The organism is Silvimonas amylolytica, from assembly GCF_014645555.1.
GTDB lineage: Bacteria > Pseudomonadota > Gammaproteobacteria > Burkholderiales > Chitinibacteraceae > Silvimonas > Silvimonas amylolytica.
Genome location: NZ_BMLY01000005.1, coordinates 65,819 through 82,323, shown reverse-complemented (window position 1 = coordinate 82,323; position 16,505 = coordinate 65,819). Strand labels below are relative to the sequence as shown.

At 57.5% G+C, this 16,505-nt stretch carries 15 protein-coding genes; 6 read left to right on the top strand and 9 right to left on the bottom strand.

Translation table 11 applies throughout. The features are described from left to right. Positions 1-41: 41 nt before the first annotated feature. Both IEX44_RS14695 and IEX44_RS14690 read right to left on the bottom strand, forming a co-directional pair. Positions 42-491: a hypothetical protein gene (locus tag IEX44_RS14695; RefSeq protein ID WP_188695428.1), complete on the bottom strand. Its 450-nt coding sequence runs from the start codon at positions 489-491 to the stop codon at positions 42-44. 676 nt (positions 492-1,167) lie between these two features. Continuing rightward, positions 1,168-2,142 carry a hypothetical protein gene (locus IEX44_RS14690; protein WP_188695426.1) on the bottom strand — a complete coding sequence of 325 codons (975 nt, stop codon included), beginning with the start codon at positions 2,140-2,142 and terminating at the stop codon, positions 1,168-1,170. 231 nt (positions 2,143-2,373) lie between these two features. On the opposite strand from IEX44_RS14690, the gene IEX44_RS14685 reads away from it, so the two are divergent. Continuing rightward, complete coding sequence (locus IEX44_RS14685; protein WP_188695422.1) at positions 2,374-3,450, top strand: Gfo/Idh/MocA family oxidoreductase; 1,077 nt, start codon at positions 2,374-2,376, stop codon at positions 3,448-3,450. A gap of 99 nt (positions 3,451-3,549) precedes the next feature. Then, positions 3,550-4,347 (top strand): alpha/beta fold hydrolase, encoded by a 798-nt coding sequence (locus IEX44_RS14680; protein ID WP_188695420.1) that lies wholly within the window; start codon positions 3,550-3,552, stop codon positions 4,345-4,347. Between the two features lie 11 nt (positions 4,348-4,358). Here the strand turns inward: IEX44_RS14680 and IEX44_RS14675 are convergent, their stop codons facing one another. The 3 genes from IEX44_RS14675 to IEX44_RS14665 form a co-directional block, all read right to left on the bottom strand. Further along, the gene (locus tag IEX44_RS14675) at positions 4,359-6,617 is read right to left on the bottom strand and encodes a putative bifunctional diguanylate cyclase/phosphodiesterase (protein WP_188695417.1); all 2,259 of its coding nucleotides are present in this window, start codon (positions 6,615-6,617) and stop codon (positions 4,359-4,361) included. Positions 6,618-6,730: 113 nt separating this feature from the next. Further along, the gene (locus tag IEX44_RS14670) at positions 6,731-7,159 is read right to left on the bottom strand and encodes a TOBE domain-containing protein (protein ID WP_188695414.1); all 429 of its coding nucleotides are present in this window, start codon (positions 7,157-7,159) and stop codon (positions 6,731-6,733) included. A 57-nt stretch (positions 7,160-7,216) separates the two neighbouring features. Then, entirely contained in the window at positions 7,217-7,855 is a 639-nt protein-coding gene (locus IEX44_RS14665; RefSeq protein WP_188695411.1) for a PEP-CTERM sorting domain-containing protein, read from the bottom strand. Between the two features lie 560 nt (positions 7,856-8,415). Between IEX44_RS14665 and IEX44_RS14660 the strand changes: the two genes are divergently transcribed. Next, on the top strand, positions 8,416-8,934 hold the full coding sequence (locus tag IEX44_RS14660) for a hypothetical protein (protein ID WP_188695408.1): 519 nt from the start codon (positions 8,416-8,418) through the stop codon (positions 8,932-8,934). A 209-nt stretch (positions 8,935-9,143) separates the two neighbouring features. Continuing rightward, positions 9,144-9,476 carry a hypothetical protein gene (locus tag IEX44_RS14655; protein WP_188695403.1) on the top strand — a complete coding sequence of 111 codons (333 nt, stop codon included), beginning with the start codon at positions 9,144-9,146 and terminating at the stop codon, positions 9,474-9,476. Positions 9,477-9,539: 63 nt separating this feature from the next. Here IEX44_RS14655 and IEX44_RS14650 read toward each other — a convergent pair whose 3' ends face one another. Both IEX44_RS14650 and IEX44_RS14645 read right to left on the bottom strand, forming a co-directional pair. Next, positions 9,540-11,249: a purple acid phosphatase family protein gene (locus IEX44_RS14650; RefSeq protein ID WP_188695400.1), complete on the bottom strand. Its 1,710-nt coding sequence runs from the start codon at positions 11,247-11,249 to the stop codon at positions 9,540-9,542. A 163-nt stretch (positions 11,250-11,412) separates the two neighbouring features. Beyond that, positions 11,413-12,381: a threo-3-hydroxy-L-aspartate ammonia-lyase gene (locus IEX44_RS14645; protein ID WP_188695398.1), complete on the bottom strand. Its 969-nt coding sequence runs from the start codon at positions 12,379-12,381 to the stop codon at positions 11,413-11,415. A gap of 496 nt (positions 12,382-12,877) precedes the next feature. On the opposite strand from IEX44_RS14645, the gene IEX44_RS14640 reads away from it, so the two are divergent. Then, positions 12,878-13,933, top strand: a complete 1,056-nt coding sequence (locus IEX44_RS14640; RefSeq protein ID WP_188695394.1) for an OmpA family protein — start codon at positions 12,878-12,880, stop codon at positions 13,931-13,933. Between the two features lie 85 nt (positions 13,934-14,018). On the opposite strand, the gene IEX44_RS14635 is transcribed toward IEX44_RS14640, so the two are convergent. Together IEX44_RS14635 and IEX44_RS14630 are read right to left on the bottom strand one after the other, a co-directional pair. After that, complete coding sequence (locus IEX44_RS14635; protein WP_188695390.1) at positions 14,019-14,594, bottom strand: FxDxF family PEP-CTERM protein; 576 nt, start codon at positions 14,592-14,594, stop codon at positions 14,019-14,021. 622 nt (positions 14,595-15,216) lie between these two features. Further along, entirely contained in the window at positions 15,217-15,693 is a 477-nt protein-coding gene (locus IEX44_RS14630; RefSeq protein ID WP_188695387.1) for a MarR family winged helix-turn-helix transcriptional regulator, read from the bottom strand. Between the two features lie 33 nt (positions 15,694-15,726). On the opposite strand from IEX44_RS14630, the gene IEX44_RS14625 reads away from it, so the two are divergent. Beyond that, positions 15,727-16,467, top strand: coding sequence for a siderophore-interacting protein (locus tag IEX44_RS14625; RefSeq protein WP_188695384.1), 741 nt, complete (start codon positions 15,727-15,729; stop codon positions 16,465-16,467). Positions 16,468-16,505 lie beyond the last annotated feature (38 nt).

The following is a 16,505-nucleotide window of genomic DNA, read 5'->3' as shown; positions in this document are numbered from 1 at the left end:
CCGTGGCTAAACGGTAAAACGAGCGAAAAATCAGAGGAAAATCAGAGAGAAACGCACCAGCCCGTGCCTGTGGCCGTGCCGTAATGAGGTTTGTAATCAGATGCCGGCAGATGGCGTTCCTGCGCCAGCCAAAGATCACGCAGTGCCATGCCCATCACCGGAATCAGCAATACAAGGTGCCAGTGGACGGTTTCATCTGGCCATGGCTGGCCGGCATAGCCGTGCCGCTGCAATAACACGCAAAAAACCGGGGTCAGCGCACTGCAGATAATGCTGAGCGCCGCCAGCAAGAACGGGAAGGTTTCCGCGGAGGACAACCAGCCCAGCGCCCACACGGCAAAGCCGATAGCGCAAGTACCCAGGGCGGCCAGCACGAGCGGCATGTCGACACGACAAGCCACCATCAGCCAGAACGCAAAAGAAAGAAAAAACACGCCAGCCAACAGTGCCAGCACGCCCCGGTACAGTCCGTCTTGCAATTTCAGTTCCATCGCCGCCCTCTGTCTGGATCAGCATTCTTCCCGTATCGGGAAATCAACCCTTGGCCTTTGAGTTGATTTATATGAAGCGGCCAAGTGGTCTTATATTTTTTACTACTGTTTTGGCGCAACGGCTCGCTGGCGCCTCCCCCGTCCAGCCAGCAAGCCGTCGTCGTCTCGCCTTTTTGTTTGACGCAATTACGCGACAAGCGACTCAAACTGTCAATTCGGGTTCGAGCAGAAAAACGGTGCCCGGGCTGTATCCGGCTTGCGACAAATGAACCTGCGGATACCAGCCACTGATTGATTTACGCCTCGTCGCGGCGCACAAAAAGGTCGTTACAAATGGCATAAAACCTAGCATTCACGGGAACTTGCACCAAATCATGGCTGATACCACGCACAAGGCGGGTGCACGTTACAGGCTTTCGTGAAATGTTTGATATGCCGACGAACGGCAGGAAACAAGTGTTGCAGGAAAAGCGCAATGTGCAGAGCATCATGCGCCTTTGCCACACCGCAAAATACTTTCACTACATGAAAGTATTTTGCATCAAACTCACCCCGTGCGCCGGGAACGACGAAGGCGATTTTTCGATACACACAACACAAAGTGGTATTAACGACTCAAGCCATGTGATTGCAATTGGCCACCCAAGACGCGTGTGGTGCGCAGTGCAGATCGGGATCAGAAGGCTGGATACGGCTGCGTCAGACGCGTCGCGCCCCACCAGGCGGTGACATATTTGCTCTGCGCGCTCTGGCCAACTACGTGATAACGGGCGAAATTAAGCAACGCCGGCTCTGCCAGCGCGTCCAGGCCATGCACCTCACACCAGCACGGGTAGGTCCGCGCATAACGCTGCCATGCGTCATAGAACCAGCGCGGCAAACCATGGGTATCCCGTGGGTGCAAGCGAAACAACAAGGCCTGGTGTGTATCGTGATGCGCATCCAGAGTTTCAGCCATGGAAAGCAGTTGTGCGCAGCGTGCTTCAAGTTGCCCTTGTGAGGCAGTGCCCGGCGCAAACCGGTTAAGCACGCTGGCAAAGCTGACCAGTTGTGCTGCCTGAAGGTGTGGATGGCGAGGCAAATCCAGCAGGGTCACGCCAGGCATGCCGGAAAACGCATCGGCAGAGCAGGCAAAGCGGCCACCGTACCGGGTGTTGTGCCAGTCAAATGCAATGCTGGGGGTATGCGGCAACTGCAGGACATCAGATGGGTCCAGTTGCAGTGCATCGAGTAATCCGTGCTGTTGTAGCGCGTGCAAGAGTGGCGCGGCATCAGCCAGCAAGGGCGGTATGTTCGCCAACCGTGCCGGTTGCGTACTGGTCAGCCCTTCTTCCAGGTAGTAAATCTGCTGCACGCGTGCGCTATGGCGTAGCAACTGGCCGGCCAGAAATACCGTGTGCGGCACATACAGCACGAGGCCGCGCCCAGGCTGGCACACGCCCAGCAATTGCTGCAGATAGGCGCAGGTCTGTTCGATGGATAAACCACCGTCGTCCTCCACCACCAGATCCATCTCCGGCCCCGCCATGCCACGCGCGCCAATCAGACGGACATCCGCGCGATCCAGCCGAGCAATAATGGCTTGTGCCAAGGACCAGGTGATCGGGCTATGCACATAAAAAACGTGCGTATTCTTGCCGGGCAAAACCACAACCAGACTCCACGCAATAGCAGGTTACGGAACGGATGCGCACAGAAACGCGCGTTGCTGCACCGTACAAACCATGTTGCGGTGGTGTTTTGTCATGCGGCATGCCGGTGCAACCGGCGATATGATCAATAAATACAGGGCGCTTGTGGATGGCTGCGCCGGTAGAATTTTGTACCGCCAGGTATCGTCGGACGCAGTGCGTTACATCTTGCAGACAAACAGGAAAAGCATATGCAGATCGGTTTTGCCGGAATGGGCGCGGTCGTTCAGACCGCCTACTTGCCAGCGCTACAACGGTTAGGCATGGCAGATACACCATGTTACGGATTCGATACTGACCCGGCCCGTGCCCCGGCGGGTGTCATGCGCTGCGACAGCCTGCAAGACCTGCTGAGCCGGCCGCTGGATATTCTGTTTATCACGACATCCAGCACCAGCCATCTACCTGTATTGCACAGCGCCCTGGCCAGCCCGGTACCGCGCATTTGCGTCGAAAAACCCGTCGTCGCCAGTCTGGCGCAAATGGCACAACTGAACTCGCTGATTGCCGTCCCCGCGCATGCGCGGCGCGTGCTTGCACTTGATCACTGGATGGCCCGCCTCAGCTGGCTGCTGCCTGGCGCTGAACGCCACCGGGTTGACCCGCACTGGCTGCCCGCAGACCACCAGGGGCATGACCTGGCACTGGCGCTACCGGAGATCACCCGGCTGGAGGGATTTTTACAGGAGCCCAGCGGACTCAACGGCGCGGGCGAAGCCATCGCACTCAACTTTGCCACCGGCCAACCCGACACACGCCAACTACAACACCCGGATGGTGTCATTCTGGATACCGGCACGCACGTGCTGGCACTCATGCGTGAACTGATTCACCGGCTGGGCGGCGAGGACACCTTGCAACTGCAACTGGCTCACGCCAAAGATCGCCTTGGTCGCCCCATCGTGCGTACCGATCTCGTCACTGCTGAAGGAGAAGCCCATCTGCACGGGCGTATCAGCGGCATTACGACGGATATCTGGCTGAACAAGTACGCTGGCCCGGCTGGTGGCCAAAAGGGTATCGCCATTCATTTGCGGGATGGCCGGATCATCCGCCAGGACCGGCAAGGCAATCTGGATGTACTGACACTGACTCATGGGGCACACAGCGTCAGCTGGTCTCTCCCCGGCCCGATTTATGACCATTGCCTGGCCGCCGTGCTTGGACCGAAAGGTCCGTTTGTCCAGGCGGCCGCCTACACGCGCCGGCGCATGGCTGAAGTCACCTGCTTGTTGCAGATCCAGCAGCTTTTGCGTGGGCCGCATTGATCGCGGTGACGGCGCCCGCACGCATTGCCGTTTCTGCCAAGTGCGAAGCGCGATGCATCATCCTATGGTGAACCGTGTTCATCGCCAAAGGTCGCAGAAATGCCTGCTTCTGTCTTGCAGCGCCACCACGTGCAAATGGTGGGAGATGGCCCGGTCACCCTGGTACTGGCCCACGGATTTGCCTGTGATCAGACGATCTGGCGGCGGGTCGTGCCGGAGCTGGCTCACCGCTACCGGCTAGTGCTGTTTGATCATGCCGGGCATGGCATGGCAGATGCGTTTGATACCGAGCGGCACGCCACCCTGGATGGCTATGCCGAAGATGTCGTTGCCGTGCTTGAAGCGCTGGATCTGTGGAACGTGGTGTACGTTGGCCATTCGGTCAGTGGCATGATCGGCCTGCTGGCCTGCGCGCTGGCACCACGGCGGATCGAGCGCATGGTCATGCTGGCCCCCTCTCCGTGTTATATCAACCATCCGGAAGATCAGTACGTCGGCGGTTTTGAGCGCTCAACCATTGATGAGATGCTGACCGCCATGGATCTCAACTACGAGGCGTGGGCCGTACAGCTGGCGCAGATTGCGTCGCTGGAAGAATCCGCAGGGCCGATCAACACGGAAATGCGTCACCGGCTGTTTGCACTGGACCCAACCCTGGCCCGCCATTTTGCGCACGCCATTTTCTTGTCGGACCTGCGGGATAAAGTCCGCGGATTCGCACACCCCTCGCTGATCATTCAGTGTTCCGATGACCCGATCGCTCCGGTCAGTGTGGGCCGCTGGATGGAACAGGCCATGTATGCTGCGCGACTCCACGTCATGACCGTGCACGGACACCTGCCCCAACTGACCAACGCGCCACAGGTCGCCAGCCTGATCCGCAATTTCGTACAGTGATAGAGAGAGGATTAACCCGGTTGCACCACCAGCGTGGCATCAAGTGCAAACCGGATATCCTCTGCGGTGAGCGGTTGCGCAAAGTAATAGCCCTGGTAGTCAGCACAATCCAGCCGGTTCAGATGCGCCAGTTGCTCATCAGTTTCTATGCCTTCGGCGGTGACTTCAATATTCAGGCTGCGGGCAAGCGCGACGATGGCAGCGGCAATGGCGGCATCTTCCTGGTTGATGTCGATATCGCGCACGAAACTCTGGTCGATCTTGATCCGTGAGGCCGGGAAACGCTTCAGATAGCTAAGGCTGGAATAACCGGTGCCAAAATCATCGATCGCCAGCCCTACCCCCAGTGCTCGCAGGGCATGCATCATCATCACCGCATTTTCGGGGTTGGCCATCAGCATGCTTTCAGTGAGTTCCAGTTCCAGGTCGTGCGCCTTCATGCCGGTTTCAGCCAGAATGGCGGCGACCTGCTCAACAAAACCCGCCTGCCTGAACTGGACGACGGAGATATTCACCGCCATCAAACCAGGTTGCAGCCCCTGCGCACGCCAGATGCTGTGCTGACGACAAGCCTGTTGCAGCACCCACCGGCCGATCTCGATGATTTGTCCGCTGTGCTCAGCGACAGGAATGAACTCCGCCGGGGTGATATCACCCAGTTCGGGGCTACGCCAGCGCAAGAGCGCTTCAGTGCCGGTCGGGGTGCCATCAGTTGCAGACACCCGGATCTGGTACGCGAGATAAAACTCGTTGCGCTCCATGGCGTGCCGCAAGGCAGTTTCCATCACCAGACGCTGGTTAGCTTCTTGCGCCATATGTTCAGAATGCAGCGCAAAACGATTACGGCCGCCAGTTTTGGCTTCGTACATGGCAAAGTCGGCTTGCTTCATCAGTTCGCCCGGCTCGGCGCTGTCTTTGGGGAATAGCGCCAGCCCGACGCTGGATGACAAAAACAGCTCTTTGCCATCGATATTGAATGGTGCCAGGAACGCAGCAACCACCTTGCCGGCTACCGCACGGGCGGCGTTCTCGCCACCCAGTTCTTCCAGAATAACTGTGAACTCATCGCCACCAATGCGCGACACCATGTCACAACTGCGCAAGGTGCCAGAGAGCCGTTGTGCGGCCTGCCGCAGGACCTGATCGCCCGTGGCATGACCTAGCGAATCATTAATGGATTTGAAACGATCCAGATCAATAAACATCAGCGCGCCCAATGTGCCCATACGGATGGCACGTTTGACCGCGACATCCAGGCAGGCCAGAAACATGGCGCGATTAGGCAGGCCGGTCAGCGAATCAAACCGGGCCAGTTGCTCTAGCTGACGCGCCATTTCCTTGCCATTGGCCAGTTCGATTTCCAGCTGCCGGTTGGCCGATTGCAGCGCCGCCGTGCGCTCTGTTACGCGCTCCTCCAGCCGGGCGTTGGCCTCTTCCAGCGCGATCTGCGCTGCGCGACGTTCGGCGACTTCTTCTTCCAGCGTCATGCGCGAGCGGGTGAGTTGCGTGCTCATATCATCAAATGCACGTGCCAACCCGGCAAACTCATCATGCCCCTCAATTGCCACTGGCCGCAGCGGCCGTCCTGCAGCCAGCGCCCGGGTTGCGCCATGCAAACGGCGCACCGCCAGCGCGATGGGCCGCACGGTGGCAAGACCGAACAAAAGTGTCAGTGCCAGTACAAACGCGCCAGCGGCGGAGAGAATCAACAGGGTTTTGCGCGCCGTACCGGTGAGTTCATCAGCCAGGTGGGTGTAATCCATCGCCAGGCCGCCCACCAGCCGGCCTGTACGGTTATGCAATGGCGTAATGAAGAGTTGCCGCACATCACCTGCTGCCGCAATGCGCCCGGAAAAAAACACCGGTGCACCATCGCGCATGGCGGCCGAAATATATCCATGCCACGCCGTCGGCACAGGCGTGCCAATGTCTTCGTGGTCGGTATCGACCACAATGCGTTCGTTGAGATTAAAGACCCGGATATCGCGCCCCTTGGCTTGATGGGCGTAGTCCAGCGTGCGCTGCAGGTTGTAGCGCTCAAACGGGCGCGGCGGGTCCAGATCATCGTCTTCGCCAAATTGCGCTGCGACCTGGACCACCAGATTTTCTGCCGCTTGTTGCGCCAGCACGCGCGATGCATTTTGCGCGTCGCGATACACCAGCCACGCCGCCAGCAACGCAAGCGCCAAAGAAGCACCAATTGCAAAGATCACCACAGCAAGCAAGCGCGTGCCCACCCGCTGCGGCAACCATCGCACCAGAGAGAACATGACACCCTGCCACGAGAGTTGGACCTGATATCTTGTTTTTAGACCTAAACAAGACCGGCAGGGCGGATGCAATCACCCAGGCGAGTCCTGCCAGAAATGGCAGGTCAGACAAATCAACCGGTCACACCAACCACCACTTGGGACGCCTTGAAGAAAGCCACCGCCGGTTGGCCCACAACCAGCCCCAGCCCGCTGACGCTTTCCATGGTCACAATCGCTGCCAGTGTACTGCCGCCTTTGAGCGTGATTTCGACTTCGGCATTGACGGCACCAGGCTTGACGGCCTTCACCGTGCCTTCCAGGCGGTTGCGGGTGGACAGGCGAATGCCTGATTCAGACCGCGCCAGGATAATCCAGGACGCCTTGATCAGCGCGAGCGCCGGACTGCCGGTTTTCAGGCCAAGGGATTGGGTGCTGTGACGGGTAATGACGGCGACGATGACTTCGCCACCAGGCAGGGTTATCTCGATTTCATCGTTCACCGCGCCTTGGGTCATGGCGGTGACGGTACCGGCAAACTGATTACGCGCACTGGTATGCATAAGGGGTGTCCTGGTGTTGTGGTTCAAGAACACCCCATCATAGCCGAGCCGGTAACGTCAAACTGCTTTGCGATCCTTGCGCATGGCGCGCCAGCGGCTTGCCGTGACCGCAGTCAGACCCAGACCGAGGAGTGCCCATGTCTCAGGCTCCGGCACCGGGGTTACCGGAAAACTGGCGTACCAGGCGCTGTCGTCACAGTACTTGGTGTTCTGGACATGAAGGGCGAATGAGTTGGCAAACACGTCCGGCACAATCAGCTTGTTGCCTATGCCCTCAAACGTCACCGCCCAACTCACTGTATCCCCCACCTTGAACTTGTTGGAACCGCCGCCAAAGTTGAACCGGAAGTCATAGATGCCGCTGGGGCCACCCCCATTTGCGCGGGTCACCGAAGGCGTCCACGGGCCGGTGCCACTGACGCCACTGACCAGTTCATGCGTAAACGGACCACCCAGATCAATCGCCATGGAGCCGATAAATGCGCCGCTGCCAAACAAGGAAGTGAAGTCTTGATCCAGCGTCAATGAGAACAACCACGTTGACGTGTTGCTTTGCGTAATTTTCAAACTGGCAAAATCAGCAAACGAGGGCCCGTCGCCCGCGATCAAGTGCCCGAAATCATAATGTCGGGCTTGCGCCGCCGCGCTCATCGCCAACATGACGGCAAGGCCCGCCGCCTTCATTTTGATGTTCATGCTACCCCCCCAAACGAACTGACTGCTGTTATTGAATCTGACGCCCCTAAGCTAACTCTTGCTGTAGACAAAAACAATACTTTCTGTCTTTTTTGGTAAGAAAAAGAATCACAAAAACGACAAACGGCAGCTCAACAACGTAAGTAGCAACCTACAGACTGCGATACTCCAACGCCTGAAGTCCTGTTGCATTGCATGATAAACACGGGCGCCATCTGCCGCTGAAAGCAGCCTGCACAAAGGCCTGAAGAATATAATAAAACCATTGTATTTCATTGCTTTATAAGTAATTCCTGTTTATTGAACGGTACATGACCAGGCATTTCAAGGGATGGCTACAATCGTAAGTGTTTCACATTTTCGCCCAATTTCCGGACAGTCAGGAACACCAACCCCAACTTACAACCAGCATCCATGCGGGTTTGCTGTGTAATGTTAAAGAAAGTTATCAACTTTCCAAATGACAACATCTGATTCAACCTTTGCCTGGCAAAGCTGACGCCGTCATGCTGCTGTCCTAAGATGGATTTCAAACCCTTGTGGTCCTCAGGTAACCGGCCATGTTCACGCTCTCCCGCATAGAACGCGATCTACTCTCCCAGCTATTGCGGTACCACGTTTCATTTGTGCTGGTTGGCAGCAAGGCCATGCAGCTATTGGGCATGCAACGCCAGGCCCAGGACTTGAACCTGTTGATTGATCAACGGGAAGAAAATCTGAAAAAGCTGGTCGAAGCGTTTTCTGTACCACCAGAGAAAACCGCTGCCTTCATGGCGCAGATGGCACGTTTTGGTGGCACACTGAATGTGCCGCAGCAACGCCCGTATCTATATCGGTTGTTCACCATCCGTGAAGGTCAGAACTATGATGAAATCCGCCAGCGGGCAGTGCCGTTGCAGATTGGGGATGAACATCTGAGTTTTGCCAGCGTGGTGGATCAGGCCGCCATGAAAATTGTGCTGATTCGTGAAGGCCAGTTTGAACTGGACAGGGGCAACCACGCGGCAGACGTCACCCGCTTGTTGCAAGATCAGTTGCGACGGGATGTCGATGATCTGGACATGCTTCGCAAACTGTAGTGCCGCGCGTTGAGTCCATCACGCAGGATTTTTCCTACATGGCATGCCAGCGCTGCAGCCTGCCAATCAGCACATGACCCACAATGGCGATCGCCCTCGCTGACAGCACAAACAGAACCTGGCAGGCAGCACGATACCCATCGCTTGCGGATACTGGTCACAACGGCGCAAAACGCGTCGCAACGACCGGATTGCATGGAGTATCCGCCATGAACATCTACCAGATTCCCGACCCCGTCAGCCATAAGCCGCTGTTTCTCTTGTGCAGCGCCTTTGCCATTCGCGGTCACATGCGCCACCTTGGCCTTGGTTGGGCCGACAAAGTGCAAAGTGCCGTCCAGGGCACAGTGCTGTTTAGCGCGCACTACAATACCGCGACCGACAAAAGTGGCGAGATCCGCTTTTACTGCCAGCCCGAACAACTGGCAGCGCTGATCAAGGCCTGGCAATTGTCCGCTGTGACCAGAGTGGCGCTCATGGACGACGCACCGCAACTAGAGGGTGCAGGGACGGGGTTGAAAATTCTGGGTGCCCTGCATTAACTTGCGGCCCCATGAAAAACGGCCAGCCGAAACGGCCTGGCCGCGGCGTCAAGCAGGTCATTTTCAATCGTGATGATGGCCGTGCCCGTCTCGCTGGCGATCCTTCGAAAGCACAATTGTTTCGAACAGCGAGTACTCGGCATTCGCAGTCTGATCTGCGCCGGCTGCGTGATAATAGTTCATGGTCAACGTCGTCTTGCCGCCGGGCTGACCGGGATCATGATCAAACACGGCAATGCCGTAGCCAGTACCGGTATCACGCTGTGCCGACCAGATCGCATCTTCCAGGGCATCTGCAGGAAGCCGGACGTAAGTACCCGCCGTGGCGCCAGGAACCGGACGATTGGGCCTCGTAATGACCTTTGCTTGCGGACTACCGGTTCCTGCATCCAGCCCATAGTTATCAGCTGGCGAACTGGTACCACCGCCGCCCAGAATCAGGTGAATGGTGCCGTGACTAGTGTCAAACGTACTACCGCCTGTTTGCGCATGCGGGACCGGCTTGGGTTGCAGCGTATCGACCGTCTGCCCTGTGACGGCATCGGTACCCACGTTATGATTGCAACCCCGCACCGGGAAGCTGCGTTCGTAATCGTGATCATGACCGCACAACACCAGGTCCACGCCGTAGCGATCAAACAGGGGCAGCCATTCTGCGCGCAAGCCCTTGTCAGAACCGTTACCGCCTTTGGAAGAACTCAGTGCATCCTGGTGCATCTGCACCACAATCCAGTCGATATCCGGATCATGTTCTGCGGCACGCAGGGTGTGTTCCAGCCAGCGCGTCTGCTCACCGTTGCTGTAACCGTTGATGTAAAACGAGGTACCCGGTTCGACAGGTGGGTTACCCGTACTGGCCGCAGGGACCAGCGCGGCGGGGCCGGCCACGAAAGCGGCGCCATCTTGCAGCACCACGTCGTCCGCATCCAGCGACACAAACAGCACTGAACTGACCTTGAAGCTATACCAGCGCCCCGGAAAACGGGTGCCGTTATCCGGCAGCGAGTAGCGCGTCAGATACGAATCAAAACCCTGCTGGCCGTTATGAAACTCTACCTCGTGATTGCCAGGACATGGCATCCACGGGCGTAGCGCGGCGGAGGTCTGATTGTTATTGCCAAAGTCACGCCAGACTTCCGGCTGGTGCGTCGGATTCAGGTTGGCATAACACAAATCACCGTTCAGCAAATGGAACAGCGGCGCAAAGCGCTCAACCGCCTGGACCGCGAATTTGCTCTGTGGTGAGGACAACACCCAGTTGGTGTTGGGTGTGGCCAGATCACCGTAGCTGGTAAACCGGAATGGCGCGCGGCCGCGCGGTGCAGTGCTGAAACTGGCCGCAAAGGGCCGTGTTGCGTTGCTGTCGTTATCGGCAGTCACTTCATACTGATAAGTCGTGCCCGGACGCAGATCATGCAAGCGGGCGTGATAGGTGAAAACCACCTCACCGTTCAGCCCGTCGGTATAGGTACGCTGTACAGCATGTACGCTAGTGCGGGCGTGGTTTCCCCCTGCCACGTGAACGCGTGGATTAACCGCTGCAGCCAGGGAAGCCCAGGAGATCACGACCTCGCAACAGGGATCATTCCCCCAGGTCAGGTGAATTTGCTCGGGCGTACCATCCGGTGCTGCGGCGGTAGCCTTGCCGGCGAGCACGAGTCCCCCCGTCGCCGTGGCCACACCAGAGACCCCTGCCAGCTTCAAAAAACCGCGTCGCGTCACAGCCGGCGCAGCTTGCCTGGATGCCTCATCCACTAAAGGTTTGTCAGACATGTCATAGTTTCCGGGCTAAAAAGTAGATGCCGGCGTACGGGCCTGCGCCGGGCCTGAAAACCGTTCTGACGACGGTTCTGCGGCGCATGGTAGTCTCGGAAACATGACTCAAATATGACGCATAACTTTCTGAAACAGATAATTCACGCGCTGGTCATAAACCTCACGTCAGGGCGAAATACCGGGCCAGATCAGCCAGATCCACGTTCCCGCCACTGACAATGACCCCCACCCGCTGCCCCTCCAGCTGGCGCCCCATGGCGCGTGCGCCCGCAAAGCCCAGGCAGCCCGTGGGTTCGATCACGAGTTTCATACGGCTGGCGGCAAAGCGCATGCAATCGACCAGTTGGGTATCTGTCACAGTGAGGATGTCATTGACCTGGTCGCGGATGATCGGAAAGTTCAGCGCCCCCAGATAACCCGTCTGCGCACCGTCAGCGATGGTTTTGGGCGTGGCAATGCGCACAATCTGCCCGGTTCTGAATGACTGTTGTCCATCGTTACCGGCCTCGGGTTCTACGCCATAAAGTCGGCATGATGGCGCTTGCGCACGCGTCGTTAGCGCGGTGCCCGCCAACAAACCGCCGCCGCCCAAAGGTACAAACAGCGCATCGAGCGGCCCGGTCTCTTCAAACAGCTCCAGCGCAGCCGTACCTTGCCCGGCAATAATGTCCGGGTGATCAAACGGCGGAATCAGTGTCAGCCCTTCACGCTCGGCCAGGCTGCGGCCCAGCGCCTCGCGGTCATCCCGGTAACGATCAAAAAAAACCACTTTGCCGCCGTAGCCCTGCGTTGCGGCCACCTTGGCTACCGGCGCATCCTGCGGCATCAGAATAGTGGCAGGCATGCCCAGCAACCGCGCTGCGACGGCAATGGCCTGGGCATGATTACCAGAGGAAAACGCAATCACCCCACGCCGGCGCTGGTCGGCGTCAAAGCGGGACAACGCGTTGAATGCACCCCGAAACTTGAACGCGCCCATACGCTGAAAGTTTTCGCACTTGAAAAAAACCTCCGCGCCCAGTTCGTCATTCAGCGTGCGCGAGGTCAACACGGGTGTGCGATGTGCATGCCCGGCGATACGATCAGCAGCGGCGCGCACATCCTGGAAGGTGGGAAGCATGGCGGTCATGGCGTTCTCCAGACGGGATGGATGAATGCATTCATCTTATAAGGAGACGCGTCGACCCAATGACAACAGACTGTGCGATCAGGGTGGGATACAGCTCCACAGCACCCCGCCAGCGCGCGAAAAACCCTGTGGCCGGGGTGCAACAAAAGTGGTATCAGATGCCAGAAATCCACCCTCGTACCACTGGCAAACAGGACGGCATTCCGATTGTGCGAGTACGCCTGCAAGGCTTGTGGTTACTCGCTTGTCCGACATCCGCGCCAAGCCCTGCCAAGTGGTCCTGTCTGCTTTGCATCCGCCTGAAAAAGTGTCTCAAAAACCCCGCACTAAAGCTTTCGCCGACCGTATGTCTGCCGATATACGAGTGTCATTTATCGTTGGCCAACTGCCAGTCCTATATTCCCAAAGATTGTCGTTACAAACGCAATCGAGGGTCTGGGGTCCCGCAGCTTTGCTGGCGCGGCGTCCCGGTAAAAATAAAGAAAAGGAGTTCGCAATGAAGAAAGCTCGATTGGGCCTGACCATTCTGGCCACTCTGATCAGTGCACAGGCGCTATGCGCTGATGATTTCTCCGGTCCGTTTTTTGGCATCAATAGCGGGATCAACACCTCCAAGACAAAGGGCGACTTCAGCACCGGCAGCAGTAGCACCTACACCGGTGGCGGCGAATTGGGTTACAACGCCCAGTGGGATAGCTGGCTGTTGGGTTTCTCCGGCTTTTTTGACTATATCGCCAAGAGCAACCACGACGGGCCGGTAGACGGTGAGCAGTCCAAGTACGGTGCCAATCTGGGCGGCGCAGACGTCAAGCTGGGCTACCAGATGAACAGTTGGCTGCCGTATATCAAGCTGGGCTTCGGGCGTCTGAGCGGCTCCGGGCAGAGCGATGATTTCGCCGGCAACGGGCTTCACGGTGGTGCAGGTCTGGAATACAAGCTCGCGCCGCACTGGGGTCTGGCGGGCGAATGGACCGCCATGGCACCGTCTAACCATGGCACGAAATTCCAGAGCAACAGCTTTACGCTCAACCTGAACTATTACTTTGGCAGCCCGACCCCGCCACCGGCACCGGTCGTCGAGGCCCCGGCACCGGCGCCTGCTCCGGCACCAGCCCCTGCGCCAGCACCAGAACCGCAAGTCGTCACCAAGCACTTCACGCTCAAGACCGACGTGCTGTTCCCGTTCGACAAGGCCACGCTCAAGCCTGAGGGCAAGGACGCGCTTGACCAGTTGTACCAGCAGGTCAAGGCCATGGATCCCAAGGAAGGCAAGGCCATTGTTGTTGGCTATACCGACCGTCTGGGTAGCGACAAGTACAACCAGGACCTGGGCCAGCGCCGTGCACAAGCTGTCGTCGATTATCTGGTGGCACAAGGCGCCCCGGCCGACAAGGTAGAAGCCCAGAGCAAGGGCAAAGCAGATCCGGTCACGGGCGATACCTGCGCCAAGATCAAGAACCGCAAGAAGTTGATCGAGTGTCTGGCTCCGGATCGTCGCGTGGAAGTCGATGTCAGCGGCATTCACGAAGAAACCCAACCGGCAGCCCAATAACCCGGTTGCCCTGGCTAACGCAACAAACAACAAGGCCCGCCAAAGCGGGCCTTGTCCTTTTTATGCATTACGCCTGGCAGAGCGCTTAAGCGACAGAGGCCTCAAGCCGGCCACTGGCACGCTTGCGTGCACGGGCGCGGGCCGCCACCAGCGACACCATGCCCAGACCCAGCAAAGCCCAGGTTTCCGGTTCCGGCACCGGGCTCAGCAAGCCACTAAGACCATAGGAACCACCGCGAGACCCATTGGCCAGCGCGCCGATCACTTCGAGCTTGTACTGGTGGCCCGAGAAGAAAATCTCCGCAGCATCGAACACCGGCTCATTGAGGTTAACGGTACCGAAGAAAGTATGGGTGGTGGTATCCCACAACGAGAGCGTCGCCCAGGCAATGTCATGCAGCGGACCAACCTGGAACTGGTTGAAGTACACCTGTTCCGCATAAGAGGTCGGGTTGACGCTGAATGTGATGATGTCGTCAAACGACTGGCTGTTCACGTTGTAACTAAAAAAGAAGTCAGTAGGCGCCTGCAGGGTACCCACGTCATAGACATGACTGCCGGTTGCCGGTAACGGCGGAAGTGGTGCAGGCGTTTGCTTGGCGAAGGCGCTGGTGGCAGCCAGCGCCAGCGCTACGCCGGCTACAAGTTGACGAATTTGCATGATGAACCCCTGGATTGGTTGACTGACTCTGACCCGCCCGGCATAGGCTGGCCTGTTCTTCCTGATTGGTTATTTCTTCCCGCAATTGCTGACCGGCACGACATACCCGGCCTTCCCCCGGTGGATTCTGGTTGCTATCTCTGGTGCGTCCCATGATGCTTTTTCGTGTTTTTTCCGATTCAATTTGTAAGGAAAAAACTTTTATCAGCATTTCTTTAAGCAAAATTTAATTAGAATTCTTTTGTAAGTAAAATAACGATTTGCTTATGTAGTTTGCATAACTCGCCAACAAAACCCATTCATAAATAAAACAAACTTGTATTAATTGATGTAAGAAACACGAAAATAACGAGAATAAATGCGGGTTTAGCCCGTAAATTAGAGAGTGCTCATTTTAAATTCTTAGCTATTTCTTACGATCAGGAGTAAGTACACCAGGGGGCAGGACTTCCAGACGAGCGGCAAGGCAGCTTCGCAACAGACCGTTTATCTGCCGGGTTCAAATTGATTGTAAGCACCAATACAGGATTATCTTGCTGACCAATGCACACCCGCAGTGCACGTAAAAAAGCCCGGTCAGCGCAAAGCGCTGCCGGGCGGCCAGAATGTCTGCCGAGACCAATCAACCTTGGCGATCGGCTTCCAGGTTATCGCGCAGCACCGAAAGCGCTGCCAGTAGTTGCGTGCATTGTGCCGCAGACAAACCTGCTACTCCCAGATCTGCCACCTGACGCGCCTGTTGCCGCGCGGCGGCAAAGAGTTGCTCTCCCGCAGCGGACAAACGCAACCGGACGTTACGCCGGTCCGCCGCATCGGGCTGAGCATCCAGCAGACCACGATCTTTCAGTCCTTTGATGAGTCGGGCCAGCTGCGCCTTATCGCGCCCGGAATGCGCCACCAGATCGCTTTGCGTGGCATCTGGGTGCCTCGCAAAAAAACCCATGGCTTTGTGTTCCATATGGGTGAGTTCCTGCGCGTCATCCCGCATCGCCCGGTACTGACAGGAGCGGTAGAGGTGCATGACGGTGTGGATCGCTTCAAAGACCGCCTCGGCCGTGTCGCCGTTTTGACGGTTGACATTATCAACTGTATTTTGCATGATGGGTGACATTATCAACTAAAAGGTCATGCCATGGAATCCACAAAGCCATCTCGCCGCATTGAACGCGTGCGCCACGAGATCCGTATGCGCCCTGCCACTGTCCGCCAGGTGACGCCGGTGGGCAAACATTTTGTCGCCGTTACCTTTGGTGGCGAGGCGATGGCCGACTTTGTTTCGGCCTCGTTCGACGATCACATCAAGTTCATTTTTGAAGACGAAAACGGCGAACAACTCCGACGGGATTACACGCCCCGCTACTTTAATCGCCAGACTGGCGAACTGACCATCGAGTTTGATCTCTCGCACGATGGCAAAGCGGCCAACTGGGCCAGGGCAGCCCAGGCAGGAACACAAGCAATCATTGCTGGCCCGCGTGGCTCCATGATCATCCCGGCTGATTTTGACTGGCACCTGCTGATTGCGGATGGCAGCGGCATGCCAGCCATTCGTCGTCGCGTCGAAGAACTGCCAGCAGGCGCCAAAGTCATGGTGATCAGCATGCTCGGTGATGAAACAGATCGCGTACTGGGCACCAGCAAGGCGGAGATTTCACAACAGCAAGTGGCGAACGCAGACGAATTATTTGCCACCGTGCGCGCCTTGCAATTGCCCACTGGCGAAGGCTTTGTCTGGGCGGCAGGGGAGCTTTCTGTGATGCGAACGCTGCGTGAACTGCTGGTCGCTGAAAAACAACAGCCCAAGGAACTGATGCGTATCGCTGCGTACTGGAAACCCGGCGCTGCGGATTTCCACGAAAACCTGGAAACGTAAGCAGAAACCTGCCGCCTGCCGGTGGAGTCCTGTGAAGC